Annotated in this window: 26 protein-coding genes and 3 tRNA genes; 20 read left to right on the plus strand and 9 right to left on the minus strand. The window is 59.6% G+C overall.

Features of this window, described 5'->3' with window-relative positions; genetic code table 11:
* The first annotated feature begins 108 nt into the window (after positions 1–108).
* From ACEN93_RS03455 to ada, 5 genes are all read left to right on the plus strand, one after another.
* On the plus strand, positions 109–411 hold the full coding sequence (locus ACEN93_RS03455; protein WP_039768744.1) for a DUF1883 domain-containing protein: 303 nt from the start codon (positions 109–111) through the stop codon (positions 409–411).
* Between the two features lie 34 nt (positions 412–445).
* On the plus strand, positions 446–616 hold the full coding sequence (locus ACEN93_RS03460; protein WP_092163880.1) for a hypothetical protein: 171 nt from the start codon (positions 446–448) through the stop codon (positions 614–616).
* A gap of 91 nt (positions 617–707) precedes the next feature.
* On the plus strand, positions 708–1,430 hold the full coding sequence (locus ACEN93_RS03465) for a 2OG-Fe(II) oxygenase (protein WP_495611058.1): 723 nt from the start codon (positions 708–710) through the stop codon (positions 1,428–1,430).
* Positions 1,431–1,435: 5 nt separating this feature from the next.
* A complete protein-coding gene (gene alkB, locus ACEN93_RS03470; RefSeq protein WP_103385183.1) occupies positions 1,436–2,098 on the plus strand; it encodes a DNA oxidative demethylase AlkB in 663 nt (220 codons plus the stop codon).
* A gap of 88 nt (positions 2,099–2,186) precedes the next feature.
* Positions 2,187–3,260: a bifunctional DNA-binding transcriptional regulator/O6-methylguanine-DNA methyltransferase Ada gene (gene ada, locus ACEN93_RS03475; RefSeq protein ID WP_039768749.1), complete on the plus strand. Its 1,074-nt coding sequence runs from the start codon at positions 2,187–2,189 to the stop codon at positions 3,258–3,260.
* On the opposite strand, the gene acuI is transcribed toward ada, so the two are convergent.
* Complete coding sequence (acuI, locus tag ACEN93_RS03480) at positions 3,261–4,244, minus strand: acrylyl-CoA reductase (NADPH) (protein WP_495611059.1); 984 nt, start codon at positions 4,242–4,244, stop codon at positions 3,261–3,263. It lies immediately after the preceding gene.
* 214 nt (positions 4,245–4,458) lie between these two features.
* Between acuI and ACEN93_RS03485 the strand changes: the two genes are divergently transcribed.
* The 9 genes from ACEN93_RS03485 to ACEN93_RS03525 all read left to right on the plus strand — a co-directional run bounded on the left by ACEN93_RS03485 (position 4,459) and on the right by ACEN93_RS03525 (position 12,114).
* Positions 4,459–5,520 carry an NAD(P)H-dependent flavin oxidoreductase gene (locus tag ACEN93_RS03485; protein WP_490841508.1) on the plus strand — a complete coding sequence of 354 codons (1,062 nt, stop codon included), beginning with the start codon at positions 4,459–4,461 and terminating at the stop codon, positions 5,518–5,520.
* A 173-nt stretch (positions 5,521–5,693) separates the two neighbouring features.
* Positions 5,694–6,449, plus strand: coding sequence for a molybdate ABC transporter substrate-binding protein (gene modA / locus ACEN93_RS03490; RefSeq protein WP_495611060.1), 756 nt, complete (start codon positions 5,694–5,696; stop codon positions 6,447–6,449).
* Complete coding sequence (gene modB, locus ACEN93_RS03495) at positions 6,450–7,130, plus strand: molybdate ABC transporter permease subunit (RefSeq protein WP_074690464.1); 681 nt, start codon at positions 6,450–6,452, stop codon at positions 7,128–7,130. It begins immediately after the preceding gene.
* A 3-nt stretch (positions 7,131–7,133) separates the two neighbouring features.
* A complete protein-coding gene (gene modC / locus ACEN93_RS03500) occupies positions 7,134–8,213 on the plus strand; it encodes a molybdenum ABC transporter ATP-binding protein (protein ID WP_074690462.1) in 1,080 nt (359 codons plus the stop codon).
* Positions 8,214–8,286: 73 nt separating this feature from the next.
* Positions 8,287–9,324: a DNA topoisomerase IB gene (locus tag ACEN93_RS03505; protein WP_074690460.1), complete on the plus strand. Its 1,038-nt coding sequence runs from the start codon at positions 8,287–8,289 to the stop codon at positions 9,322–9,324.
* Between the two features lie 145 nt (positions 9,325–9,469).
* A complete protein-coding gene (locus ACEN93_RS03510) occupies positions 9,470–11,095 on the plus strand; it encodes an ABC-F family ATP-binding cassette domain-containing protein (protein WP_039768764.1) in 1,626 nt (541 codons plus the stop codon).
* 71 nt (positions 11,096–11,166) lie between these two features.
* Positions 11,167–11,397 (plus strand): hypothetical protein, encoded by a 231-nt coding sequence (locus tag ACEN93_RS03515; RefSeq protein WP_039768766.1) that lies wholly within the window; start codon positions 11,167–11,169, stop codon positions 11,395–11,397.
* Positions 11,398–11,517: 120 nt separating this feature from the next.
* Positions 11,518–11,748, plus strand: coding sequence for a hypothetical protein (locus tag ACEN93_RS03520; RefSeq protein WP_039768768.1), 231 nt, complete (start codon positions 11,518–11,520; stop codon positions 11,746–11,748).
* Positions 11,749–11,829: 81 nt separating this feature from the next.
* Complete coding sequence (locus ACEN93_RS03525) at positions 11,830–12,114, plus strand: hypothetical protein (RefSeq protein ID WP_039768769.1); 285 nt, start codon at positions 11,830–11,832, stop codon at positions 12,112–12,114.
* Between the two features lie 50 nt (positions 12,115–12,164).
* Here ACEN93_RS03525 and ACEN93_RS03530 read toward each other — a convergent pair.
* From ACEN93_RS03530 to ACEN93_RS03560, 7 genes are all read right to left on the minus strand, one after another.
* A tRNA-Leu gene (locus tag ACEN93_RS03530) sits at positions 12,165–12,251 on the minus strand.
* 195 nt (positions 12,252–12,446) lie between these two features.
* Positions 12,447–12,520: transfer RNA gene (locus ACEN93_RS03535), tRNA-Cys, on the minus strand.
* A 46-nt stretch (positions 12,521–12,566) separates the two neighbouring features.
* A tRNA-Gly gene (locus tag ACEN93_RS03540) sits at positions 12,567–12,642 on the minus strand.
* Between the two features lie 60 nt (positions 12,643–12,702).
* Positions 12,703–13,263 (minus strand): CDP-diacylglycerol--glycerol-3-phosphate 3-phosphatidyltransferase, encoded by a 561-nt coding sequence (pgsA, locus tag ACEN93_RS03545; RefSeq protein ID WP_039768771.1) that lies wholly within the window; start codon positions 13,261–13,263, stop codon positions 12,703–12,705.
* 32 nt (positions 13,264–13,295) lie between these two features.
* Positions 13,296–15,119 carry an excinuclease ABC subunit UvrC gene (uvrC, locus tag ACEN93_RS03550; RefSeq protein WP_039768773.1) on the minus strand — a complete coding sequence of 608 codons (1,824 nt, stop codon included), beginning with the start codon at positions 15,117–15,119 and terminating at the stop codon, positions 13,296–13,298.
* 2 nt (positions 15,120–15,121) lie between these two features.
* The gene (gene gacA / locus ACEN93_RS03555) at positions 15,122–15,763 is read right to left on the minus strand and encodes a response regulator transcription factor GacA (protein WP_032829778.1); all 642 of its coding nucleotides are present in this window, start codon (positions 15,761–15,763) and stop codon (positions 15,122–15,124) included.
* A 127-nt stretch (positions 15,764–15,890) separates the two neighbouring features.
* Complete coding sequence (locus ACEN93_RS03560) at positions 15,891–16,334, minus strand: GNAT family N-acetyltransferase (RefSeq protein WP_011334464.1); 444 nt, start codon at positions 16,332–16,334, stop codon at positions 15,891–15,893.
* A gap of 615 nt (positions 16,335–16,949) precedes the next feature.
* Here ACEN93_RS03560 and ACEN93_RS03565 point away from each other — a divergent pair.
* A complete protein-coding gene (locus ACEN93_RS03565; protein WP_039768775.1) occupies positions 16,950–18,026 on the plus strand; it encodes a 3-deoxy-7-phosphoheptulonate synthase in 1,077 nt (358 codons plus the stop codon).
* Between the two features lie 61 nt (positions 18,027–18,087).
* Here ACEN93_RS03565 and ACEN93_RS03570 read toward each other — a convergent pair whose 3' ends face one another.
* On the minus strand, positions 18,088–19,200 hold the full coding sequence (locus ACEN93_RS03570) for a hypothetical protein (RefSeq protein ID WP_246883861.1): 1,113 nt from the start codon (positions 19,198–19,200) through the stop codon (positions 18,088–18,090).
* 340 nt (positions 19,201–19,540) lie between these two features.
* Between ACEN93_RS03570 and ACEN93_RS03575 the strand changes: the two genes are divergently transcribed.
* The 5 genes from ACEN93_RS03575 to ACEN93_RS03595 all read left to right on the plus strand — a co-directional run bounded on the left by ACEN93_RS03575 (position 19,541) and on the right by ACEN93_RS03595 (position 24,874).
* Entirely contained in the window at positions 19,541–20,410 is an 870-nt protein-coding gene (locus tag ACEN93_RS03575; protein ID WP_039768776.1) for an esterase/lipase family protein, read from the plus strand.
* 96 nt (positions 20,411–20,506) lie between these two features.
* Positions 20,507–20,788, plus strand: a complete 282-nt coding sequence (locus ACEN93_RS03580) for a peptidylprolyl isomerase (protein WP_007952068.1) — start codon at positions 20,507–20,509, stop codon at positions 20,786–20,788.
* Between the two features lie 134 nt (positions 20,789–20,922).
* The gene (locus ACEN93_RS03585; RefSeq protein WP_103385168.1) at positions 20,923–22,791 is read left to right on the plus strand and encodes an extracellular solute-binding protein; all 1,869 of its coding nucleotides are present in this window, start codon (positions 20,923–20,925) and stop codon (positions 22,789–22,791) included.
* Positions 22,791–23,852: a microcin C ABC transporter permease YejB gene (locus ACEN93_RS03590; RefSeq protein ID WP_007952064.1), complete on the plus strand. Its 1,062-nt coding sequence runs from the start codon at positions 22,791–22,793 to the stop codon at positions 23,850–23,852. Before ACEN93_RS03585 ends, ACEN93_RS03590 begins: the two co-directional genes overlap by 1 nt.
* Entirely contained in the window at positions 23,852–24,874 is a 1,023-nt protein-coding gene (locus ACEN93_RS03595) for an ABC transporter permease (RefSeq protein ID WP_134333548.1), read from the plus strand. The genes ACEN93_RS03590 and ACEN93_RS03595 overlap by 1 nt, the downstream gene beginning before the upstream one ends.

The following is a 24,874-nucleotide window of genomic DNA, read 5'->3' on the forward strand; positions in this document are numbered from 1 at the left end:
CAAAGCGCTGCCCGACGGCCGGATAATAACCTGTCCGGGCTGATAAACTGCGCCGATCGACAATGCTATCGTTTTGATTTTGTAGAAAAAGCCCTTCTGGAGGCGCCCATGAAATTCATTCACCAGCGCGAGCACCTCAACGAAGACGACATCGTCGTCATTCAATGCTCGCAAACCTGCAACATCCGCTTGATGAACGACGCCAACTTCCGCAGCTTCAAGAATGGCGGCCGCCACACCTATCACGGCGGTGCTTTCGACACGTTCCCGGCCCGTATCACTGCGCCAAGCACCGGTTTCTGGAACATCACCATCGACACCGTCAGCCGCCGGGCAATCAGCGTGACCCGCAAGCCGACCCTGACGCATTCGATCAAGATCATCCGCCGCTCCAGCTCCAAACTCAGCTGAGCGGTTCCGCCAACGCAGACAGGTAAGCATCAACGTGGCCCAAACGACCAAATACGTAATCAAGTACAAACTCAACGGTGAACGCCGCTTCGAGTTCGCCCAACTTGAAAACGGCACGCCGGAAGAAGCCAAGGCAGCACTGAATGCCCTGCACGGCCAGAGCGACGATGTGATCAGCGACATCAGCGTCAGCAAAGCCCTGTAAGCCCCGGATGACAATTTGACCGCAAGCGGCGGAGTGTTCCGGCCGGGTGGACGGCCCAGACTGATACCTGAATGCAAGCCAAGGAATCAGCATGTCATCCTCACCCGCCTCACCCGCCTCCCTGCTCGATGCGCTCGACTGGATTGGTCTGGAGCAGCAACTGGATCAGGACGGTTGCGCCGTCATCCGCACGCTGCTGCGCCCGGACACCTGTGATCGGTTGAGTGCGCTTTACCCACAAAGTGAACCGTTTCGATCCCAGGTCATCATGGCCCGCCACGGTTTCGGGCGCGGGGAATACAAATACCTGCGCTATCCGCTTCCATCCATGGTGGAACGCCTGCGCAGCGCGCTTTACCCGCGACTCGTGCCTCTGGCCAACCGCTGGCAGGAGCGAATGGGGCTGCTGGAGCGTTTTCCAGCGCAACACAGCGAATTTCTCGATCGCTGCCACGCCGCCGGTCAACTGCGACCTACCCCGCTCTTGCTGCAATACGGCCCGCAGGACTACAACTGTCTGCATCAGGATCTGTACGGCGAACATGTGTTTCCGCTGCAAGTGGCGATTCTTCTGTCAGAACCTGGCGAAGATTTCACCGGCGGTGAATTTGTCCTGACGGAACAACGTCCGAGAATGCAATCACGCCCTCTGGTGATGGACCTGAGAAAAGGCGACGCGCTGATCTTTGCCGTCAACCAGCGCCCGGTCAAAGGCGTGCGCGGCGACTATCGGGTGACCATACGCCACGGTGTCAGCCGACTGCACAGCGGAAAACGGCATACTCTGGGCATCATCTTCCACGACGCGACCTGACGATCATGCAAACCACCTTCGATCTGTTCGCCGACACAGAATCCGAGCAGCCCCGGCGCGCCGAACAGATCGGCGAGCAATCCTGGGTGTTGCGCGGCTTTGCATTGCCGCGAATCGAGCAGTTGTTGCCGGCCCTGGAATCGATCATCGCCTGCGCTCCGTTGCGCCACATGATGACGCCCGGGGGCTTCAGCATGTCGGTGGCCACCAGCAGTTGCGGTGCACTGGGCTGGATCACCGATCGCAGCGGTTACCGCTATTCATCCGAAGATCCAGTGAGCCATCGACCCTGGCCGGCAATGCCCGAGGTGTTTCGTGAATTGGCACAGGCGGCGGCGAAAGGCGCCGGATTTTCCGAATTCATGCCGGATTCCTGCCTGATCAATCGTTATGTCCCAGGCGCGAAGATGTCGTTGCATCAGGACAAAGACGAAAATGCCTACGAAGCGCCGATCGTTTCGCTGTCATTGGGCTTGCCCGCGACGTTCCTGTTCGGCGGTTTCACGCGTGGCGACAGGAGCCAGAAAATCCCGCTACTGCACGGCGACATGGTGATCTGGGGCGGCGTCGACCGGCTGCGCTTTCACGGCATCCTGCCAATCAAGCCTGGCCGACACCCGCGCCTGGGAGAACAACGCTTCAACCTCACGTTTCGCGTCGCCGGATAATCCTGCAAAGTTTGACCGCAAGGCTCGGAGTGTTCCGGCCGGTGGCACTGGTTAACCTGAAATTCAACAGGTCAACGGACTCTCCATCATGAAAACGCTTACCACCTCGCTGAACACTGAAGACGATCCACGCTGGGCCGCAGTCGTGGCACGCGACGCTCGGGCGGACGGCCAGTTCGTCTATGCCGTGAAAACCACCGGCATCTATTGCCGCCCCAGCAGCCTGGCGCGCTTGCCGAAACCGCAGAACGTCGAGTTTTTCGACACCGCCGAGGATGCCGAGGCAGCGGGCTATCGTCCCAGCAAACGGGCGAGCAAGGATCAGACCGAAGTCGCCGCGCAACATGCTGCGACCGTCGCGGCAGCCTGTCGCCAGATCGAAGCGTCGGACAGCCTGCCGGCGCTCAACGATCTCGCCGAGACTGCCGGCCTGAGCGCCTTTCATTTTCATCGCGTGTTCAAAGCAGCAACGGGCCTGACGCCCAAAGGCTATGCCGCCGCGCATCGCTCGCGTCGGGTTCGTCAGCGTCTGGCGGACGGCGGCTCGGTGACCGACGCGTTGTATGACGCCGGTTTCAATTCCAACAGCCGTTTCTACGAGGCGGCCGATCAGGTGCTGGGCATGAAACCCGGCGACTTCCGGGCTGCCGGCCAGAACAACGACATCCGCTTCGCCGTCGGCCAATGCTCGCTCGGGGCTATTCTGGTGGCACAGAGTGAGCGCGGGATTTGCGCGATTCTGCTGGGGGACGATCCGCACCAATTGGTGTGCGACCTGCAGGACCAGTTTCGCCGGGCCAACCTGATCGGTGCCGATGCCGAGTTCGAACAACTGATCGCTCGCGTCGTCGGCTTCATCGAAGCGCCTGCCATCGGCCTCGACTTACCGCTGGATGTGCGCGGCACCGCGTTTCAGGAACGGGTGTGGCAGGCGCTGCGGGAAATACCGGTCGGCAGCACCGCCAGCTACGCGGACATCGCCCTGCGGATCGGCTCGCCAAAAGCCGTGCGCGCTGTGGCCCAGGCTTGCGGCGCCAACAGCCTGGCGGTAGCGATCCCCTGTCATCGCGTTGTGCGCAGTGACGGCAATCTGTCGGGCTACCGCTGGGGCGTGGAGCGCAAGCGCGAATTGCTCGAGCGTGAAGGCAAACCCCGACAGTAATCAGCGATTCACATCAACGACAACTCGCCCCCGGAGTTGCCCCGCCAGCAACTTCGGTGCCGCGTCGATAGCTTCGCCGAGGCCGATTTCATGACTGATCAGTGGCAACAGGGCAAAATCCAGGTCCTTCGCCAGACGATCCCAAGCCTCGATGCGGCGGGCCGTGGGCTGGGTCACGCTGTTGATCCCGGCCAGTGTCACGCCACGCAGAATGAACGGCGCCACCGACGCCGGGAAATCCATGCCCTGAGCCAGACCGCATGCAGCCACGGTGCCTTCGGCCCGAGTGCTGGCGCAGGCATTGGCGAGCGTGTGGCTGCCGACCGAATCGATGACGCCCGCCCAGCGCTCCTTGGCCAGCGGCTTGCCGGGTTCGGACAGGGTGGCGCGATCAATGATTTCGCCGGCACCCAGTTGTTTCAGGTATTCGTGTTCCGACACCCGACCGGTCGAAGCGACTACGCGATAGCCCAGCTTGCTCAGCAACGCGATGGCAAAACTGCCGACGCCGCCGTTGGCGCCAGTCACCAGCACTTCGCCCTGTTGCGGGGTCACGCCGTTGCGTTCCAGCGCCATGACGCACAGCATCGCCGTATAGCCCGCCGTGCCGATGGCCATGGCTTGCGCGGCGGTGAATGCCTTGGGCAGCGGAATCAGCCAGTCACCGTTCAGTCGCGCCTTCTGCGCGAGTCCGCCCCAGTGGCTTTCGCCGACGCCCCAGCCGTTGAGCAGCACCGCGTCGCCGACCTTGTAGTTCGGGTGCGAGCTGACTTCGACGGTGCCCGCCAGATCGATCCCCGGCACCATCGGAAACTTGCGCACCACCGGGCTGCTGCCGGTGATCGCCAGGCCGTCCTTGAAGTTCAGCGTGCTGTACGCGACGCGAACCGTCACATCGCCGTCCGGCAGCTGCTCATCACTGATCTCTTGCAGGTTGGCGCGATAACCGCTGTCGTCTTTATCGATCACAATGCCTTTAAACATGACTGCCTCTTACCGGTGAAATTCAGGATGTCGAGGCATTGGAATAGCACATTGCAACATTTTGCCCCACTCGACCTTCAGCCAATCGCGCCCCAACGCCGAGCCAAAGTCGGCTGTTCAAGCTACAAATCTGTGCTGGTCATGGGGTTGGCTTTGCGTTAAAAAACCGGCTGCTACCGTCCCTGCCCTGTTTTGTCGTCGGAGAAGCTATTCCATGAGCCAATGGCCTGATACCCGCATTCTTGACCTGTTCGGCATCGAACTGCCGATCATCCAGGGCCCCATGGCCGGAGCCACTAATTCATCCATGGTTATCGCAACTTGCAACGCCGGTGGCCTCGGTTCGATGCCGGCCGCGATGCTGACCATCGAGCAACTGCGCGAAGAACTGAAAACCATTCGCCAGGGCACGAACAAGCCGTTCAATGTCAACTTCTTCTGCCATCAGCCTCCGGCCGCCGATGAGCAAAAGGCCCGCGACTGGAAAAACCTGCTGGAACCCTACTATCGCGAACTGGGTGTCGATTTCGATGCGCCGACGCCGGTGTCCAACCGCGCGCCCTTCGATGCAGCCGCCTGCGAGGTGCTGGAAGAGTTTCGCCCTGAAGTGGTGAGCTTCCACTTCGGCCTGCCGGAAAAGTCCTTGCTGGATCGGGTCAAGGCCACTGGTGCGAAAATCATCTCGTCGGCAACCACCGTCGACGAAGCGATCTGGCTGGAGCAGAACGGTTGCGACGCGATCATCGCCATGGGTTACGAGGCCGGTGGCCATCGCGGGATGTTCCTCAGCACTGACCTGAGCAGTCAGGTCGGTACGTTTGCCCTGGTGCCGCAAGTGGTCGACGCGGTGAGCACGCCGGTGATTGCGGCCGGTGCGATTGCCGATGCGCGCGGCGTCGCAGCAGCGTTCATGCTCGGTGCTTCGGCAGTTCAAGTCGGCACGGCGTATCTGTTTACTCCGGAAGCGAAAGTCAGCGCGTCGCACCACAAAGCTTTGCGCACCGCCAAGGAAAGCGAGACGGCGGTGACCAATCTGTTTACCGGGCGCCCGGCGCGGGGGATTCTCAATCGGGTGATGCGGGAGCTGGGCCCGATGTCCGACAAGGCCCCTGCCTTTCCGCTGGCCGGCGGTGCCTTGATGCCGTTGCGCGCAAAGGGTGAAGCCGAATTCAGCAACCTCTGGGCCGGCCAGGCGTTCACGCTCGGCAAAGACCTCGGCAGCGCTGAATTGACCCGACAACTGGCTGAAGGCGCACTGGCAAAACTGACGCGATGATGAACCCGATCGGGTGAGGAAACGTGGAGCCCTCACCCGATTTCAAAGCAGTGCTTTCCGTTTGGCGGCATTTCGCTATATATTTCGATATATAGCGCTTCACCTTTTCGCATCGGCGCAGTCTCTCTTCGATAACGACTGCCCACTGCACTTGCCACCCACGGAGCCGTTACATGATCAATCGTGCCTCACGTTTTGCCCCTGCCCTGCTCGCGGTATTCGCCATCGGCGCGGCGCAGGCCGACGAAGTGCAAGTTGCCGTCGCGGCCAACTTTACCGCACCGATCCAGGCGATTGCCGCCGATTTCGAAAAAGACACCGGGCACAAACTGGTCGCAGCCTATGGCGCTACTGGCCAGTTCTACACCCAGATCAAAAACGGCGCGCCGTTCGAAGTGTTCCTCTCGGCCGATGACACCACCCCTGAAAAACTCGAAAGAGAAGGCGACACCGTCAAAGGTTCGCGCTTCACCTACGCCATCGGCACCCTGGCGCTGTGGTCGGCCAAGGAAGGTTACGTCGACGCCAAAGGCGACGTCCTGAAGAAAAACGAGTACCAGCACCTGTCCATCGCCAACCCGAAAGCCGCCCCTTACGGTCTGGCCGCCACTCAGGTGCTGGAAAAGCTGAAACTGACCGACGCCACCAAAGCCAAGATCGTCGAAGGCCAGAACATCACCCAGGCCTACCAGTTCGTGTCCACCGGCAACGCCGAGCTGGGCTTCGTCGCCCTGTCGCAGATCTACAAGGATGGCAAGGTCAGCAGCGGTTCGGCGTGGATCGTTCCGGCGAACATGCACGACCCGATCAAGCAAGACGCCGTGATCCTCAACAAAGGCAAGGACAACGCCGCTGCCAAGGCGCTGGTTGATTACCTCAAAGGCCCGAAAGCCGCTGCGGTCATCAAGTCCTACGGTTATCAACTGTAAATGGCGCTGACGAGTGCCGATTTCGCGGCGATCTGGCTGACCCTGAAACTGGCGTCCCTGACCACCGCGATCCTGCTGGTCGTCGGTACGCCGATTGCCCTGTGGTTGTCGCGCAGCCGTTCCTGGTTGCGCGGTCCCATCGGCGCGATTGTCGCGCTGCCGTTGGTGCTGCCACCGACGGTCATTGGCTTCTATCTGTTGCTGGCGCTCGGCCCCAATGGCTTCATTGGCCATTTCACCCAGTGGCTGGGGCTTGGCACCTTGACCTTCAGCTTCATCGGCCTTGTGATCGGCTCTGTGCTCTATTCCATGCCGTTCGTGGTGCAGCCGTTGCAAAACGCCTTCTCCGCAATCGGTACTCGTCCTCTGGAAGTGGCGGCGACCTTGCGCGCCAATCCCTGGGACACTTTTTTCAGCGTGATTCTGCCCCTGGCTCGCCCCGGCTTCATCACTGCGGCAATCCTCGGCTTCGCCCACACCGTCGGAGAATTCGGCGTGGTGTTGATGATCGGCGGGAATATTCCCGACAAGACCCGGGTGGTTTCCGTACAGATCTACGACCACGTCGAAGCCATGGAGTACGCGCAGGCGCACTGGCTGGCCGGGGCGATGCTGGTGTTTTCGTTTCTGGTATTGCTGGCTCTGTATTCCAGCCGCAAAACCCGCACGGGCTGGAGCTGATCGATGATTGATGCACGCCTGAAACTGGCCTGGTCGGGCTTCAGCCTCGACGTTGATCTGCAGCTGCCCGGTCGCGGCGTGACGGCGCTGTTCGGTCAGTCCGGCTCGGGCAAGACCACGTGCCTGCGCTGCATTGCCGGGCTCGAACGCGCGCCGCAGGCCGTTATCCGCATCAATGACGAGGTCTGGCAGGACAGCGAAAAAGGCATCTTCGTGCCGCCACACAAACGTGCGGTCGGCTATGTGTTTCAAGAAGCCAGCCTGTTTGCGCATCTGTCGGTGCTGGCCAATCTGCAGTTCGGCCTCAAGCGCATTCCCAAGGCGCAGCGCCGGGTCGACATGACCCAAGCCACCGAATTGCTGGGCATCGGCCATTTGCTGGATCGTCACCCTCAGCATCTGTCCGGCGGTGAGCGTCAGCGTGTCGGCATCGCTCGCGCGCTGTTGACCAGCCCCAAATTGCTGCTGATGGATGAGCCTTTGGCGGCCCTCGACAGTCAGCGCAAAAGCGAAATCCTGCCCTACCTGCAACGCCTGCACGACGAACTGGAAATCCCGGTGCTGTATGTCAGCCACGCGCAGGACGAAGTGGCCAGGCTCGCCGATCATCTGGTGCTGCTCAGCGACGGCAAAGCGCTGGCCAGCGGTCCGATTGGCGAAACCCTGGCACGGCTCGACCTGCCCCTGGCCATGGACAACGACGCCGGCGTGATCATCGAAGGCCAGGTCAGCGACTACGATGCCGACTATCAATTGCTCACCCTGCAATTGCCGGACTCGCCTCTGAGCATTCGCGTGACCCACGCGCCGATGACGACGGGCCAGAGATTGCGCTGCAAGGTGCACGCGCGCGACATCAGCCTGACCCTGCAAAACAGCGAGTTCAGCAGCATCCTCAATCGACTGCCGGTTACAGTCGTCAGCGAGCAGCCGGCCGATAACGCCGCCCACGTGCTCATTCGTCTCGATGCAGGGGGCACACCGCTGCTGGCGCGCATCACACGCTACTCGCGGGACCAACTCGGCGTGCATCCGGGCCAGTCATTGTGGGCCCAGATCAAGGCCGTCGCGGTGCTGGCGTAAACCCGCGGGCACGACCGTCATGGCGTGCGGTCAATGGCTTTAACAGCCTGATTTGCCGCGAAGGAAGTCCGCCATGCCCGATACTGCGCTCACCGAGGTATTGCCTTCGGATCTGCATTACGTCGATGACACCCAGCCCGGTATTACCCGAAAAAAACTGCGCGGGAAATTCGCCTATTTCAATCCCGAGGGCCAGCGCATCACCGATCCCGACGAGATCAAACGCATCAATTCACTGGCCGTTCCACCGGCCTATGTCGACGTGTGGATCTGCGCCGACCCGCGCGGCCATCTGCAAGCCACCGGCCGCGATGCCCGTGGACGCAAGCAATATCGCTATCACGCGCGCTGGCGCGAGGTGCGCGACGCGGACAAGTATTCGCGACTGCGTGAATTCGGTCTGGCGCTGCCCAAACTACGCAAACAGCTGGAAGCGCTGCTGGCATCGCCGGGCTTCAGCCGAGACAAAGTCATGGCGACCGTCATCACGCTGCTCGACGCCACCCTGATCCGCGTCGGCAACACGCAATACGCGCGGGACAATCGCTCCTATGGCCTGACCACCCTGCGCAGCCGGCATGTCGAGGTCAACGGGAGTGCGATCCTGTTCCAGTTTCGCGGCAAGAGTGGCATCGAGCATCAGATCACAGTGAAGGACCGGCGCCTGGCGCGGATCATCAAGCGCTGCCTGGAATTACCGGGGCAGAACCTGTTTCAGTATCTGGATGAAAACGGCGAGCGACACACCGTCAGCTCTTCCGACGTCAACAGCTACCTGCAGACCCTGACCGGGGCGGATTTCACCGCCAAGGATTACCGGACCTGGGCCGGCAGCGCATTGGCGTTGGCAGTCCTGCGGGAGCTGCAATGGGAATCCGAGGCCGAAGCCAAGCGGCATGTAGTCGAGATGGTGAAGGGCGTCGCCCGCCAACTGGGCAACACGCCGGCGGTCTGTCGCAAGTGCTACATCCACCCGGCGGTGGTCGAGCACTTCATGCTCGGGGCCCTGGCCGAGTTGCCGAAACCACGCGTCCGCAAGGGGCTGCGCAAGGAAGAAGTCGCGCTGGCCCTGTTCCTTGAACGGATGGTCGAGAAGGCAGCTGCACCTTGAAGCCTTCGGCCATCTCGAATAGGCTACCCCCTCCTACCTCCCCGGGACGACCGCAGAAGTGAACAACTAAGCCCTCAAAAAAATGTAATCGCGACACGCCGCTCCTGGCGCTTGTCAATGCTCACGACATTTTTTGGAGGTGCCGATGACTCACGTCTCGCGTACGCCTGCTCTCGTCTCCCTGAATCAACTGGGTTTCCAGTTCGCCAATGGCGAGACGATTTTCACTGCACTGAATCTGAAATTCGATCACACCCCGACCGCCATTGTCGGACGCAACGGCGTTGGCAAAAGTGTACTGGCGCGCCTGATCGCCGGATTTTGGCAACCTACAAGCGGCAGCGTGACGCGCGCCGTGGCGACGACCTACGTGGCACAAACCTTTGTCGCGACAGCCGGCGAGACGGTCGCCGAGTCCACCGGCAGCGCCGCGATTCTTCAAGCGCTGGAGCGAATGAACCGGGGCTGCGGATCAGTCGAGGATTTCGACCTCATTGGCGAACAATGGGATCTGGCGGACCGCCTGCGCCGCTTGCTTGATGACGCCGGCCTGGCCGAAGTGGCCTTCACCGATCACACCGGGAACCTCAGTGGCGGCCAGCAAGCGCGCATCGCCCTGATTGGCGCGTTTTTGAGTCAGGCTCCGTTGCTGATCCTCGATGAGCCGACCAACCATCTGGATGCATCGGGACGGCAATGGCTGATGAACTCGCTGGAACGCTGGCACACCGGCTTGATCGTTGCCAGCCATGATCGGCAACTGCTCGACCGGATGCAGCGCATCGTCGAGCTGAGCGCGTCGGGGGCTATCGAATTCGGTGGCAATTACTCGGCGTTTCGTGAGCATCAGCGAATTCATCATGCAGCGGCGCAAGCACGTCTCGACCACGCCAGAAGCGAACGCCAGCGCGAGCGGATTCGATTACGGCGCGAGCACGACACGATACAACGCCACGCCGCCAACTCCCGTCGCAACGCCGAAACCGCCAACATTGCCAGTTTCGAATACGTGGCGATCAAGGGCGCCGCCCGGGAAATCATGGGGCATGTCCGGCAGGGCCATCAGGCCCGCAAGTCCGAACTGGATGCCCAGGTGCGCGAGGCTTACGCCAAGGTGCAACCCCAGGACAGCGTGCTGATCAACCTGCCCGGGAGCGCGGTGCCGAACAACCGCCAGATCTGCACGCTGGTTGATGCTCGGCTGCCCTGGCTGTCAAACGGCGCACTGAGCCTTACGATCCACGGCCCGATGCGGATCGCTGTCAGCGGTCCCAACGGCTGTGGCAAATCAACCTTGCTGAAGGTGCTCGCCGGGGAACTCGCACCCGTCGATGGAATCGCCACAACACACGTGCCCTTAGCATTCCTGGATCAGCGGTTGGCCCAACTGGACGATCAGCGTTCCATCACCGAACAGCTGATGATGCATGGAACTGCGCTGACCGAGGGCACCCTGCGCAGCTATCTCGCCAACTTGCAACTGGATGCGAGCCGCGCTACGGGCCTCTGTGCTTCTTTGAGCGGTGGCGAACGCTTGAAAGCGGCATTGGCAATGGCCTTGTGGCGATCGGATCCTGCGCAGCTATTGTTGCTGGATGAGCCGACCAATCATCTGGATCTGCCTTCCGTGGAAGCATTCGAGCGGGCATTGCAGACATTTCCGGGCGCAATTGTCGCCGTTTCCCACGATCAGGATTTCCTTGAGGCGTTGAATCCGACCCACCACCTGCGCTGGCAGCAGTCAGGCTGGCAACTGCACCCGACGAACTGACTTGTCTATTTTTTGCACGATTGTTCAGGGCTTCTATAGTTGATCTGGTAGGAATCAGCTGCGGTGACGCCATGGAAGACATATTTGTCGTGAAGCGCTGCAACAAGATTGTCATCCACGGCCGGCGCGCCGGAGAAACGCTCCATGAGCCCGCCGAAGCCTTGGGCTGGTATCGCATCTGCGACACGCGAACCGGTGGTTTCATCGGCGATGGTTTCGACCGGGAAGAGGACGCCCGCAAGGAATGTCATCGGCTCAACACCGCCAGCTCGCAAGTGACCGCCCCCGAGTCGTCGGGCTGATAGCTGTCATTTACGGGTCTATACTCAAACCAGCTGAAGGAGCAGCGCCCCAACGGCAGAGAGCTCGCGCTTGGCGAGCTTTTTGCTGGTACCGAGCGGATTAATGAACGGAGGTGTTCCATGTCCGAAAAAGAGTCCATCACCACTCTGCTGACCTTGCTCGAGGCTCGGGAGGCGCGTCTCGCGGCAGCTTGCAAAGAGATCGCCGACTGGGTCGATCATCAAGGCGGACACCCGACCGCTCTGCGCATCCGCGACCGGCTGAACGATATCGACAAGGACACTCCCCTCATTCGCAGTACCTTGTCGTCGCTTAAACCCATTGATCGGCCGCTACCACGCTTCAGATAGCTCTTCGTTCGCCTGGGGCAGGAAAGAACGCCCTTGGTCGTGAGAGGTCAAAACCTTTACACGTCACCAAGGAGACGTCCCATGGTCATTCATTTCAAAGTCGACGGGCATCTGGCCTGTGGGCACAAGGGCAACAACCTCTCCTCCAGCAGCGAACTCAATCGAGTGAAGTGCCGTAGCTGCCGCAATACCGATGCATACAAGGATGCGCGCAAAAATCAGCGCAATGAGGCGCGGCGCGCGGCTCGCCAATCCTGGGCTGCACGCTCGGCGTCCGACTGGCGTTCCGAGTGGATCGAGCGGTTGACGGCTATGGCCGGGCTTCAGCGTTTGCCTAGAGGATTTAGCGGGCAGGCGTTTGTCTGAGCACGAAAAAGGGCTTGCATGAGGTATGTCATGCAAGCCCTTGATATTCATGGTGCCCGAAGCCGGAATCGAACCGGCACGCCCTTACGAGCGGGGGATTTTAAGTCCCATGCGTCTACCAGTTTCGCCATTCGGGCGGCAGCGCGGTGTAGCTTTACTCTGATGACGATTCACAGTCCTGACAGGAACTGCACCTCGCCGGCAGAGGGGGAAATATATACATCACTTCCCGGTGAAGCAAGTTTGCAGTTGCCGTTTCAAAGACTAAATCTTTCCGTGCAATGCAAATAAAAAAGCTCCGTAAATCATGGATCTACGGAGCTTGCTTATAGTGGAGGCCGAGGTCGGAATCGAACCGGCGTAGGCGGATTTGCAATCCGCTGCATAACCATTTTGCTACTCGGCCTCAAAACATTTGCTGTCAGTAGCGCAACAACAAACGTTGTACAAATTGGAGCGGGAAACGAGACTCGAACTCGCGACCCCGACCTTGGCAAGGTCGTGCTCTACCAACTGAGCTATTCCCGCTTGGTGTGGCGCATTCTATAGATTCCAGATGCCCCGTCAACCCTTTGATTCAAAAAAGTTTTATTTCTTTTCTACATCAGTCTTCAGATGTGGCCAGGCTGCGCGAAGGTATTGAACCATCGACCACAGGGTCAGACCTGCAGAGATCATCAGCAACGCATAACCAATGAGAACCCAGAAACTGAAAGCCTTGGGGTTGGCCAGGAGAATCACCAGTGCCAGCATCTGCGCAGCAGTTTTCCATTTACCCAGATTCGATACGGCCACATGAGCCCGGGCACCGAGTTCGGCCATCCATTCACGCAACGCCGAGACCACGATCTCGCGACCGATAATGACAGCTGCCGGCAGTGTGAGCCAAAGGTTGCCATGCTCTTGCACCAGCAAGACCAGTGCGACGGCGACCATGAGCTTGTCGGCTACCGGATCGAGAAACGCACCAAAAGGCGTGCTTTGCTCCAGGCGTCGCGCGAGATAGCCGTCCAGCCAGTCCGTCGCCGCCGCAAAGGCGAATACCGAACTTGAGGCCAGATAGCTCCATTGGTAAGGCAGATAAAACAGCAGAATGAAGATCGGGATGAGCAGGACGCGGAGAACGGTAATCAGATTAGGGATATTCATCGGCACAACTGGCTACGAGGTGAATGGGCATTCTACTCACTATGCAGGTTTGCATAAATCGACTCTGCTAGCTTTTTGCTGATCCCCGGTGCTTTGGCGATCTCTTCGATGCTTGCACGAGACAGCTCCTGCAATCCACCAAAATGTTTCAACAAGTCCCGCCGCCGGGTCGGCCCTACGCCAGCAACGCCTTCCAGCGTTGACGTGCGGCGGGTCTTGCCGCGCCGTGCACGGTGGCCGGTGATCGCAAAGCGGTGGGCCTCGTCACGGATTTGCTGGATCAGGTGCAGTGCTGGCGAATCACCCCGCAAGGTGAACTCATGCGCCGCATCATTCAGATACAAAGTCTCGAAGCCCGCCTTGCGCGTGGCACCCTTCGCGACCCCCAGCAAAATCAGATCGGGGACAGCCAGCTCGTTGAGCACATCACGTGCCATCGACAGCTGCCCCTTGCCACCGTCCACCAACAGGATGTCCGGTAACTTGCCCTCGCCTTCCTTAAGTTTGCTGAAGCGTCGGGTCAGGGCCTGATGCATGGCGGCGTAATCGTCGCCAGCGGTCACACCTTCGATGTTGTAGCGGCGATAATCCGACTTGATCGCTCCTTCCGGCCCGAACACCACGCAGGAAGCAACCGTGGCTTCACCGCTGGAGTGGCTGATGTCATAGCACTCCAGCCGTTGTGGCGGCTCATCGAGGTTCAGCACTTCAGCCAATGCTTCGAAGCGTGCGGCAACGTGTTGACGGTTGGCCAACCTTGCGCCAAGCGCCTGCTCGGCATTGGTCACGGCCAACTGCTGCCAGCGAGCCCGTGTTCCCCGCACCCGATGACTGATGGTCAACTCACGTCCGCGTAGCGTGTGAATAGCCTCGATCAACGCAGGAAAGTCTTCGTGAACGACATTGACGATCAACTCGCTCGGCAAGTCGCGCTCCGGGCTGCTGATGAAGTATTGCCCCAGAAACGCAGCCATGACTTCGGCTACGTCCTCTTCGATCCCGACCTGGGGGAAGAAATTCTTGCTGCCAAGCACTCGCCCTCCCCGCACGCTGATCAGGTGAACACAAGCACCGCCCGGATTGACGAACGCGGCGATCACATCGATATCACCCGTTCCGCCTTCCATGCTCTGCTGATCCTGTACCCGACGCAGCAAGGCAATCTGGTCACGCAGTTCGGCGGCGCGTTCGAACTCGAGGTTGATTGCAGCCTCTTCCATCGCCGTAGACAGTTCATTGGTCAACGCATGGCTGCGTCCTTCGAGGAACATCACCGAGTGACGCACATCCTCGGCGTAAACCTCAGGCTCGACCAGCCCGACACAAGGCGCCTTGCAACGCTTGATCTGATATTGCAGGCACGGCCGGGTCCGGTTCTTGTAATAGCTGTCCTCGCACTGACGCACGAAGAACGTCTTCTGCAGAAGGCTGAGGCTTTCGCGAATCGCCCCGGCACTCGGATAGGGACCGAAATACTTGCCCTTGGCCTTCTTGGCCCCGCGATGAATGCTCAGGCGCGGGAATTGCCCGTCAGACAAAAAGACGTAAGGATAGGATTTATCGTCGCGCAGCAGGATGTTGTAAGGCGGCCTCCACTCCTTGATCAGAGTCTGCTCAAGCAGCAACGCCTCTGTCTCGTTGGACGTGATGGTGGTTTCGACCTGGGCGATACGCCCGACCAGTGCCGCCGTTTTCGGCGCCAGGCCCGTCTTGCGAAAGTAACTCGCCAGGCGTTTCTTCAGGTTCTTGGCTTTGCCTACGTACAACAGACGCGCGTCGCTGTCGAACATGCGATAAACGCCGGGGCGCCCGCTGACGGTCGATAAAAAAGCGCCCGAATCGAATGTTTCAGTCATGGTCAGAGGCTGGCATCAACCATGCCGTGACGAACCGCCAACAGCGTCAGTTCGACATCGCTGCTGATCGAGAGCTTTTCGAAAATGCGGTAGCGATAGGTATTCACGGTTTTCGGCGACAAACACAGTTTGTCGGAAATGATCTGAACCTTCTGGCAGCCGACAATCATCAGCGCAATCTGGATTTCCCGTTCCGACAACGCATCGAACGGTGAATCATTGGTCGGCTGAAAGGATTTGATTGCCAGTTGCTGGGCAATCTGCGGGCTGATATAGCGCTGGCCGGCGAACACCAGGCGAATGGCCTGAACCATTTCCGGCAACCCGGCGCCCTTGGTCAGATACCCCGCCGCACCGGCCTGCAACAAACGTGTAGGAAACGGATCTTCCTCACACACGGTGACTGCAACCACTTTGATGTCGGGATGACTTCGCAACAGTTTGCGCGTAGCTTCGAGGCCGCCGATGCCCGGCATCTTGACGTCCATCAGCACCACGTCGGGCTTCAACTCACGAGCCTTGATGAGGGATTCTTCCCCGGACTCGGCCTGGCCCACCACCTGCAGGCCATCGATGTCGGCCAGCATACGTGTAATGCCTGTACGAACGAGATCATGGTCATCGACCACTAGCACCCTAATCAAGCAGACACCTCGCGATATGGTCTTATTGGGATGCCGGACACCTTAGCAAAAAGTGCGGGGCAGACCTAGCGGCAAGCGACATATTAAAAGTTTCAATTCTTCATCGGGGGCTTGCCGGCTGTGGGTTTCAGAGCACAGGTGTACTGAAATCGAGCTGCATTCGCAGGAAACACTCATCCTCACCCTGCACCAACATTCCTTTTTTTCGATACAGGTTTTGCGCCGGATTGTTTTTGAACACCGTCAGGCGCAACGCCGGGCGACGCTCCAGCCGCGCCATCGCAACAACCTGATCGATCGCCCAGGATCCCGCGCCCTGGCCTTGAGCGCTTTCGACGATCTGCAATTCGCGGATGTACACGGCCCGAGCATCACGACTCAGACTGAAATAACCCGCCAATTCGCCTTCCTGAAGGATCAACCAGTTGTCGCGCCCGGCCCAGGCGACATCGAACGCCTCGTCCTGCCACAGCAAGTCATAGTGAATGTAGTAGCGGAGCATGTTTCGGCAAGTCAGCTCTCGCACAAACGACAGGTCGGCGGCCGTTGCCTGGCGCAATTCAAAACTCATTCCCGCCTCGATACGCGTCAAAAGCAGAGTGTGGCACACCCAGGCGAGCGCTCAACCCATAAAGTCCTTCTTGCTACTCCGATAGCATTTTCTGATTGCTGATGCGCAGCAGCCTCTAGTAAGCTCGGCGCATTCATCGGAGACAGCTCATGTTCAACGCCCTTTCACAGCTCCATACCAGCAGCGCCTCGCGCTCGGTTGCGGCTGCCCGGGTGAACGGTGCCTCGGCTCCAGCAAGCTTTTATTTTGGGTATTGGTTTAGCCACTGGCGCGCCTGATACCCAACCGGCGCCCATTTTAACGGGTCGCCTACCAGAGATTTCTCAACCCCCGGTCGGCCTCCCGACCGGGGGTTTTGTTTTTTCAGGCCCGAACTTTTTTCAGCAACACACCAGACACTTTGAGGATTCAACCAATGAACTACGCCACTTATTACCGTTACGACAGTTTTACCGCCTGGCGATTTACCAGCCTCCGCTCGGGACAGCCTGCCGCCTCCGATCGGTCACCCACAGGTGGCAAGCCAACACACGTAGCCAATCCGGCCAATTGTCGAACACCCCAGTAGGGCCGATTGAGCGGGAAGACCCCGCCGTCCGCCCAGGAATACCGAATATGAACTCGTCCGTTTCTGCTCTGCCACTGTCCACGTTGAACTCTGCCAACGAAGCGCTGACCCTGCGTCTGCCAAGTTCGCTGCAACTCAAGCAGCAATTGCCGCTCAGCAATGCCCTGAACAATCAAGTCGTTGCCCACCGCCAGGCGGTCCGAGCGATTCTCAATGGTGAAGATCAACGCCTTTTGGTGATCGTTGGTCCTTGCTCGATACACGACCCCGAATCCGCACTTGAATACGCCGGAAAACTCGCACAACTGGCCAGCGAAGTCCGTCAGGACATGCAGCTTGTCATGCGCGCCTACGTTGAAAAGCCTCGCACAACCGTCGGCTGGAAAGGTCTGGCATACGATCCTCATCTCGACGGCAGCGACGACATGGCTGCGGGCCTGACGCTATCGCGCGAACTGATGCTGGAAATGATCCGCCTCGGACTGCCGGTCGCCACTGAACTGCTGCAACCCATGGCCGCCGGATACTTCGACGACTTGCTGAGCTGGGTCGCCATCGGCGCCCGCACCACTGAATCTCAGATCCATCGTGAAATGGCCAGCGGGCTTGGCATGCCGGTCGGCTTCAAGAATGGAACCGATGGTGGTGTCGCCATTGCCGTCGATGCAATGCGTTCGGCAGCTCATCCCCACCGCCATTTCGGCGTGGACAGCCAGGGCCATCCGGCAATCATCCCGACTTTGGGCAACCCGGATACGCATCTGGTGTTGCGGGGTGGACATCAGGGGCCGAACTACGACCGTGAAAGCGTTTCCAGGATCAACAGCGAATTGAGCCGACTGAAAATCCCGAGCCGGATAATGGTCGACTGTAGCCACGCGAACAGCGGCAAGGACCCGCTTCGTCAGCCTGAAGTGTTCAATCATGTACTGGAGCAGCGTTTGCAGGGCGACCGCTCGCTGATCGGCATGATGCTTGAATCGCACCTGTTCGAAGGATGCCAGCCCTTGAGCGAGTCGCTTCGCTACGGGGTTTCGGTAACCGATGGCTGCCTCGGGTTCGATGCCACGAGACAATTGCTGCTGGATGCCGCCCACCGTATGCGCAAACAGACTTCGGTCTGATGATGAGCACCGCCCTCCGCCGAATTTCAAGCGGAGGGCGGGCTACGTTCGCAACGCTGGATCAAGCCTGTACGCGGACCAGAGTCACCGCAGACTCCTGACTCACATCATCCAGCCGTTCGACCGAGTAGGACAGTCGCACAACAGTGTTCACATGCTCTCGCCAGAACCGGTAAGGCACGATGAAAACCAACGGCTGCATGGCCATCCCCCCGATGATTTCCCGGTCGTCCCGATGGAAGAACGACTCTCCGTCACACTTGAGATAAACCAGCTCACCCTCCTCCACCTGCGCATCACTTACCATCACGCTGATGCCATCGATGGCGTCATGCATATCAAGCACGCCGTCTTCCGCTTCAAGCACTCGGGGTGCCGGTAGCTCATCTCGTGCCAATGGGCCAATGCTGATCCGCGTAGCGCCTGACTCGCGAATGGCTCCGCTTTTCTGCTCTACACGGTAGTGAACCAACACCTCGCCCCCCATATGCGGAGCGATGAATTCGGGCGCGACTCCGAACACCAAGGGCTGACCGACAGCAAAGAACTCAACGATAAGAATGTCTCGAAATGATGCCTGCGGCGAAGGCCCCTGCCAGATCAACTCTACCCGGTCGCCTGCACTCATTCCGGCATAGGGTTGAAGGATGGCAGTCGTTCCGTCGGGTACGCGAGCCGGATCGAGACTGCCCCCGACGGCATCCTCCACGAGGACCGGTAACAGACTGTAGCGGACGTCTCCGACGTCCAGCAGCGTACGCGCTGAAGAACCAGGCGCCGATCTCGTGACGCTGTTCAATGTCCAGAACACCTCCAGCGTGCCCCCGTCCAATGCTGCGATGTGAACGTCCCGCACGATCAGAACGACATCCTTGCCCAACTGACTTTCACTGACGGATCTCGCAATGTCGTGTCGATACGGCAGGCCTTCTGTATCGAAACCATGCCAGCTCAACACGACCCTGTCACCGCATGCCATTCCAGGCCAGGGCGCAATCCGCACGACAACCTTGCTCAATGACGGATCAACGACAGCGCCGACAATCGAATCCAGTGTGGGCGCCGGCAACGGCAAAGCCCCTGCGCCCTCCCGACAGGGTCCGAACGACTGAACGCTGCCACCCTCCATCCCTGTCTCCTTTTCTTGCAAGACCGCTGCTTGTAAATCATTCATCAGTTGTCTCTCCATTCCCTGGAAATGACACATTGCCTGAGCTCTGCGTCGAAGAGCCTCCATTTAAACCGCTTCACCACCGATCGGATGTCAGCTCCTTACTGTTCGAGCCATGGCCAAACGCACTAAAGGAAGTAGGCAAAAAAGGGAAAAGTACTTTCGATGAGGCGGGAGCTGTCTGAATGTTCCGAAGCGGAGTTCATGCAGCAGTGAAAATTCATACACGCATTGATCCAGTTTCCAACGCATGACGGCGATTCTTCAGGCATCCCCAGCCTCACGACTGTTTTAGAGTGGCAAGCAGAAAACATCGACGATCATCTGCGATCAAGGACGAAAAATGCTACTAAATGCGACAACCAATCATCCCATTCTTTTGGTGCATGGCCTGTTCGGATTCGAGCGCATTGGCCCGTTCGAACTGTTCCACGACGTAAAACAGGCGCTAAAGGCTGCCGGCGCGCAGGTGTTTGTGCCCCATCTGTCGGTCATCCATGACAATGAAATACGCGGGGAGCAACTGCTCTCGCAAATCAACGCCGTGTTAAGGGGCACAGGCGCGGCCAAAGTCAACCTGATCGGCCACAGTCAAGGCGCACTCACGGCACGCTATGCTGCAGCGCTAGCCCCACACAACGTTGCGTCTGTTACGTCAGTCAGCGGGCCAAACCATGGCTCGGAACTGGCGGACTTCCTGCGCAAGGCGTTGATACCTGGAAGACTTCCGGAGGTCGTGGCACAGAATGTAGCGACCCGGTTTGCCGATTTTCTGTCACTGCTCAGCGGGCAAAAGGCATTGCCGCACAGCGCACTGGCTGCGCTGGGTGCCTTGACGACCGAGGGGGTCGGCAACTTCAACGACAAATACCCGCAGGGTCTGCCCGAGGTCTGGGGCGGTCACGGTGCAGAATGGGTGAATGGCGTTCGCTATTTTTCATGGAGCGGCGTCGTACCCGAACCCGAAGAGCCGTCGCTCGACCCTGTCCAGGACATCTGCTGCGCCCTCTCGGAATACTTCATTACAGAACTCGCCCAGAACGACGGACTTGTCGGTCGCTTCAGCTCTCACCTGGGCACCGTGATCCGCTCCGACTACTCCCTCGATCACCTGCATACTCTGCGGCGGGCAAGCGGGCAACACGCCATGGCTAACGACTCGATACGTCTCTATGTCGAGCACGCCTTGCGCCTTCAAGCCGCTGATCTATAGATGTCTCATCAGACCAGCGAACGGAACTTTGCCGAGAAATCGACCACTGAATCCGGTAGGCTCCACCCTTTATCGATTTGATTGGAGAAATTCCCCATGGCTAAAGCCACTGCCCGCCACATCCTGGTTTCCAGCGAAGCCAAGTGCAACGAACTCAAGGCCCAGATCGAAGGTGGCGCTGATTTCGCCGAAGTGGCCAAGGCCAACTCCACCTGCCCGTCCAGCCGTCAGGGCGGCGACCTGGGTTCGTTCGGTCCTGGCCAGATGGTCAAGGAATTCGACACCGTGGTATTCAGCGCACCGATCAACGTCGTGCAAGGCCCGGTGAAGACCCAGTTTGGCTATCACCTGCTGGAAGTCACCAGCCGTCAGGACTGATTTCAGCCCGACCTGCTGTGCAACGGCCCGCCTGATGGCGGGCCGTTTTGTTTTGGTTACACCGCACCGCTGGCGAACGGCGCGCCGCTCGCGTACAAATTGCGCTTATCGATTACCCGGCTTTAAGGCTGACAATGCGACTGGCTTTCCCGACATTGATGTTCACTGCCCTGATCCTGCTGCTTGGGATCACTGGTGTGGACGCCGCACCGCAGCATGCGATGACCGTCTATGGCGAACCGGCAAAGTACCCGCCCGGTTTCAGTCACTTCGATTACACCAACGCCCAGGCGCCCAAAGGCGGGACGATGCGCCGCTCGGCCATCGAGATAGGCCACTTCGATCATGTCCTGCCGTATATCGATAAAGGCATCGGCGTCAGCCAGATCGACGGCCTGCTGTATTCCCCGTTGGCCCAGCGCTCGCTCGACGAGCCCTACACCGTATACGGCCTCGTGGCGCAGAAAATGGAACGCTCGGATGACGGCCTGTCCCTGCGCTTCTTTATCAATCCAAAAGCCCGCTTCGCCGATGGCAAGCCGATCACCGCCGAAGACGTGCGCTACACCTATGATTTGCTGATGACCCAGGGCAGCCTGCGTTATCGCACCCAGTTCGCCGACGTCAAAGGCGTCGAAGTCGAAGCGCCGCTGACCGTGCGCTTCGATTTCAAGAGCAATGAAAACCGCACCCTGCCGCTGGACATCGCGACCCTGCCGGTATTTCCCGAACATTGGTGGAAGACCCGTGATTTCGCAGGCGGTGGCGGCTATGAAGCGCCGCTGGGCAGCGGCCCGTATCGAGTCGGCAAAGTCGACTCCGGGCGCAGCATCACCTTTGAACGCAATCCCGACTGGTGGGGCAAGGACCTGCCGGTCAGCCGTGGCCTGTACAACTTCGATCACTTCAGCATCGAGTATTTCGGCGACACCGACGTCGCCCGTCAGGTCCTGCGCGGCGGCGCCTATGACTACAACCGTGAATTCTCCGCCACCGGCTACTCCATTGGTTACGACAGTCCGGCCCTGAGCGACGGTCGCCTGCAAAAGGCTCATCTGGCCACCGAGGCACCGCAGTCGGCCCAGGGTTTCGTGTTCAACCTGCAAAAGCCGATGTTCCAGGATCGCCGCGTTCGACAGGCCTTGGCCATGCTCTGGGATTTCGAATGGAGCAACCGGCAGATGATGCGCAACATGTACATTCGCCAGCAGAGTTACTTCTCCAACACCGACCTGGCCGCGCGCCAGCTGCCGGATGCCGCAGAACTGAAGATTCTGGAACCCTTGCGCGGACAGATTCCCGACGAAGTGTTTACCCAGGTTTTCGAAGCGCCGAAAACCGATGGCAGCGGCATTATCCGCGACAAACAACTGCAAGCACTGGAGCTACTGGAACAGGCCGGCTGGAAACCCGATGGCGACCAGTTGGTCAACGACCGGGGCGAGCCGTTGAGTTTTACGTTCCTGGTCAGCCAGAACGGCATGGACCGTCTGCTGCTGCCCTACAAGCGCACACTTAAACAGATCGGCATCAACCTCGACATCCGTCGCATCGACTCCTCGCAATACGTCAACCGTCTGATGAGCCGCGACTACGACATGATCGTGACCGGTTACCCGGTCACCACTTCCCCCGGCGGAGAACTGTTGAACTACTTCGGTTCGGCGTCGGCCAACGACCCCGGTGCCAACAATTACATGGTGCTGAAGAACCCGGCGGTCGACACCTTGATCAACGGCCTGATCCGCGCCTCGACCCAGGCCGACATGCTGCGTTACGCCCATGCACTGGATCGGGTTCTGCAATGGAACTACTACTGGATTCCCAACTACTACCCGCCGGGCACATCGACTGTGTGGTGGAACCGTTTCGGCATTCCCACCGTGCAGGCGAGCAATGACGAAGCGATCGAGAGCTGGTGGGAAATCAGCAGCACGCCGCTGACCAACCAGCAGATGACGGCCGAGAAAATCAGCCGTGGCAGACCCGGAGGGCCGCACTGATGTGGGCTTACATACTGCGGCGCCTGCTGCTGATCATTCCGACGTTGGTGATCATTCTGCTGGTCAACTTCGTGATCATCCAGGCCGCGCCAGGTGGTCCGGTTGAACAAGCCATCGCCCACTTGCAAGGCATTGGCGGCGCCAGCGTCGGCGGCGGGGCGAGCGAGACCATGAGCGGCACGTCCCGCGCCAGCCGCGGCCTCGATCCGCAGTTGATCAAGGACATCGAAAAACAGTACGGCTTCGACAAACCGGCCCATGAACGCCTGTGGCTGATGCTCAAGAACTACGCGCAGCTGGATTTCGGCAAGAGCTTCTTCCGTGGCGCCACGGTCACCGACCTGATCCTGCAGAAAATGCCGGTGACCATTTCCCTCGGCCTGTGGGCGACGCTGATCACTTATCTGGTGTCGATCCCGCTGGGCATCCGCAAAGCCGTGCACCACGGCAGCCATTTCGATATCTGGAGCAGCACGGCGATCATCATCGGTTACGCCATGCCGGCGTTCCTGTTCGCGATGTTCCTGATTGTGGTGTTCGCCGGCGGCACCTCGCTGAACTGGTTCCCGGTGCGCGGGCTGGTGTCCGACAACTTCGAATCCCTGTCGACGCTGGGCAAGATCACCGACTACTTCTGGCACCTGGTGTTGCCGGTCACGGCACTGGTGATCGGCGGTTTCGCCACCCTGACCATTCTCACCAAGAACTCGTTCCTCAATGAGATCACCCGGCAATACGTGGTGACCGCGCGCGCCAAAGGCCTGAGCGAAAACCGGGTGCTCTATGGACATGTGTTTCGCAACGCGATGCTACTGGTGGTGTCGGGGATTCCCCAGGCGTTCATCAGCGTGTTCTTCGCCGGTTCGTTGCTGATCGAAGTGATCTTCTCCCTCGACGGCTTGGGGCGCATGAGTTACGAAGCGGCGGTGTCCCGTGATTATCCGGTGGTGTTCGGCTCGCTGTTCATCTTCACCCTGTTCGGCCTCCTGATAAAACTGATCGGCGACCTGTGCTACACGCTGGTCGACCCGCGCATCGACTTCGCCGCGAGGAATGCCTGATGTTCAAGCTCTCGCCGCTGGGCCGTCGCCGCTTCGAACGCTTCAAGAAAAATCGCCGGGGCTGGTGGTCGCTGTGGCTGTTCATCGGCCTGTTCCTGCTCAGCCTTGGCGGCGAACTGATCGCCAACGACAAGCCATTGGTCGTCAGTTATCAGGGCCAATGGTATTTCCCGGCATTCAAGCGCCACACCGAGCAGGAGTTCGGCGGACAACTGCCGTTCCAGGCCGATTACCGCAGCGATTACGTGCAGAAACTGATCCGCAAGGACGGTGGCTGGCTGCTGTTTCCGCCGATTCCGTTCAGTGACGACACCCCGAACTACGACCTCAACAAACCGGCACCGAGCCCGCCGACTTCGGTCAACTGGCTGGGCACCGACGATCAGGCGCGCGACGTCCTGGCCAGGGTGATATTCGGCGCGCGGGTGTCGATCCTGTTCGCCCTGATGCTGACGTTTGTCAGCGCCCTGATCGGCATCGCTGCCGGCGCCCTGCAGGGCTATTACGGGGGCTGGGTCGATCTGCTCGGCCAGCGTTTGCTGGAGGTCTGGTCGGGCTTGCCGGTGCTTTACCTGCTGATCATCCTTTCGGGATTCGTCGAGCCGAACTTCTGGTGGCTGCTGGGGATCATGGCGCTGTTTTCCTGGCTGGCGCTGGTGGACGTGGTCCGCGCCGAGTTTCTGCGCGGGCGCAACCTGGAGTACGTCAAGGCTGCCCGAGCTTTGGGCTTGAGCGATCGCAAGGTGATTGTCCGGCACATCCTGCCCAACGCGATGAACGCAACCCTGAGCTATCTGCCCTTCATTCTGACCGGGGCGATTTCGACCCTGACTGCGCTGGATTTCCTCGGCTTCGGCATGCCCGCCGGCAGCGCATCGCTGGGCGAGTTGATCGGTCAGGGCAAACAGAACCTGCAAGCGCCTTGGCTCGGGTTGACCGCGTTTTTCACCCTGGCGCTGATTCTTTCCCTGTTGGTATTCATCGGCGAAGCATTGCGCGATGCCTTTGACCCGCGCTCATGA

Source organism: Pseudomonas sp. Pseusp21 (genome assembly GCF_059492145.1).

Excerpts from the sequence above, each read along its gene's own strand:
- ACEN93_RS03465 (WP_495611058.1), top strand. The coding sequence starts at position 708 with ATGTCATCCTCACCCGCCTCACCCGCCTCCCTGCTCGATGCGCTCGAC.
- ACEN93_RS03520 (WP_039768768.1), top strand. The coding sequence starts at position 11,518 with ATGTCCGAAAAAGAGTCCATCACCACTCTGCTGACCTTGCTCGAGGCT.
- ACEN93_RS03525 (WP_039768769.1), top strand. The coding sequence starts at position 11,830 with ATGGTCATTCATTTCAAAGTCGACGGGCATCTGGCCTGTGGGCACAAG.
- acuI (WP_495611059.1), bottom strand. The coding sequence starts at position 4,244 with ATGTTTAAAGGCATTGTGATCGATAAAGACGACAGCGGTTATCGCGCC.
- ACEN93_RS03485 (WP_490841508.1), top strand. The coding sequence starts at position 4,459 with ATGAGCCAATGGCCTGATACCCGCATTCTTGACCTGTTCGGCATCGAA.
- modA (WP_495611060.1), top strand. The coding sequence starts at position 5,694 with ATGATCAATCGTGCCTCACGTTTTGCCCCTGCCCTGCTCGCGGTATTC.
- ACEN93_RS03590 (WP_007952064.1), top strand. The coding sequence starts at position 22,791 with ATGTGGGCTTACATACTGCGGCGCCTGCTGCTGATCATTCCGACGTTG.
- ACEN93_RS03570 (WP_246883861.1), bottom strand. The coding sequence starts at position 19,200 with ATGAATGATTTACAAGCAGCGGTCTTGCAAGAAAAGGAGACAGGGATG.
- ACEN93_RS03595 (WP_134333548.1), top strand. The coding sequence starts at position 23,852 with ATGTTCAAGCTCTCGCCGCTGGGCCGTCGCCGCTTCGAACGCTTCAAG.
- ACEN93_RS03560 (WP_011334464.1), bottom strand. The coding sequence starts at position 16,334 with ATGAGTTTTGAATTGCGCCAGGCAACGGCCGCCGACCTGTCGTTTGTG.
- ACEN93_RS03575 (WP_039768776.1), top strand. The coding sequence starts at position 19,541 with ATGCTACTAAATGCGACAACCAATCATCCCATTCTTTTGGTGCATGGC.
- pgsA (WP_039768771.1), bottom strand. The coding sequence starts at position 13,263 with ATGAATATCCCTAATCTGATTACCGTTCTCCGCGTCCTGCTCATCCCG.
- uvrC (WP_039768773.1), bottom strand. The coding sequence starts at position 15,119 with ATGACTGAAACATTCGATTCGGGCGCTTTTTTATCGACCGTCAGCGGG.
- ACEN93_RS03515 (WP_039768766.1), top strand. The coding sequence starts at position 11,167 with ATGGAAGACATATTTGTCGTGAAGCGCTGCAACAAGATTGTCATCCAC.
- ACEN93_RS03505 (WP_074690460.1), top strand. The coding sequence starts at position 8,287 with ATGCCCGATACTGCGCTCACCGAGGTATTGCCTTCGGATCTGCATTAC.
- ada (WP_039768749.1), top strand. The coding sequence starts at position 2,187 with ATGAAAACGCTTACCACCTCGCTGAACACTGAAGACGATCCACGCTGG.
- ACEN93_RS03585 (WP_103385168.1), top strand. The coding sequence starts at position 20,923 with ATGCGACTGGCTTTCCCGACATTGATGTTCACTGCCCTGATCCTGCTG.
- modC (WP_074690462.1), top strand. The coding sequence starts at position 7,134 with ATGATTGATGCACGCCTGAAACTGGCCTGGTCGGGCTTCAGCCTCGAC.
- ACEN93_RS03455 (WP_039768744.1), top strand. The coding sequence starts at position 109 with ATGAAATTCATTCACCAGCGCGAGCACCTCAACGAAGACGACATCGTC.
- ACEN93_RS03565 (WP_039768775.1), top strand. The coding sequence starts at position 16,950 with ATGAACTCGTCCGTTTCTGCTCTGCCACTGTCCACGTTGAACTCTGCC.
- ACEN93_RS03510 (WP_039768764.1), top strand. The coding sequence starts at position 9,470 with ATGACTCACGTCTCGCGTACGCCTGCTCTCGTCTCCCTGAATCAACTG.
- alkB (WP_103385183.1), top strand. The coding sequence starts at position 1,436 with ATGCAAACCACCTTCGATCTGTTCGCCGACACAGAATCCGAGCAGCCC.
- modB (WP_074690464.1), top strand. The coding sequence starts at position 6,450 with ATGGCGCTGACGAGTGCCGATTTCGCGGCGATCTGGCTGACCCTGAAA.
- ACEN93_RS03580 (WP_007952068.1), top strand. The coding sequence starts at position 20,507 with ATGGCTAAAGCCACTGCCCGCCACATCCTGGTTTCCAGCGAAGCCAAG.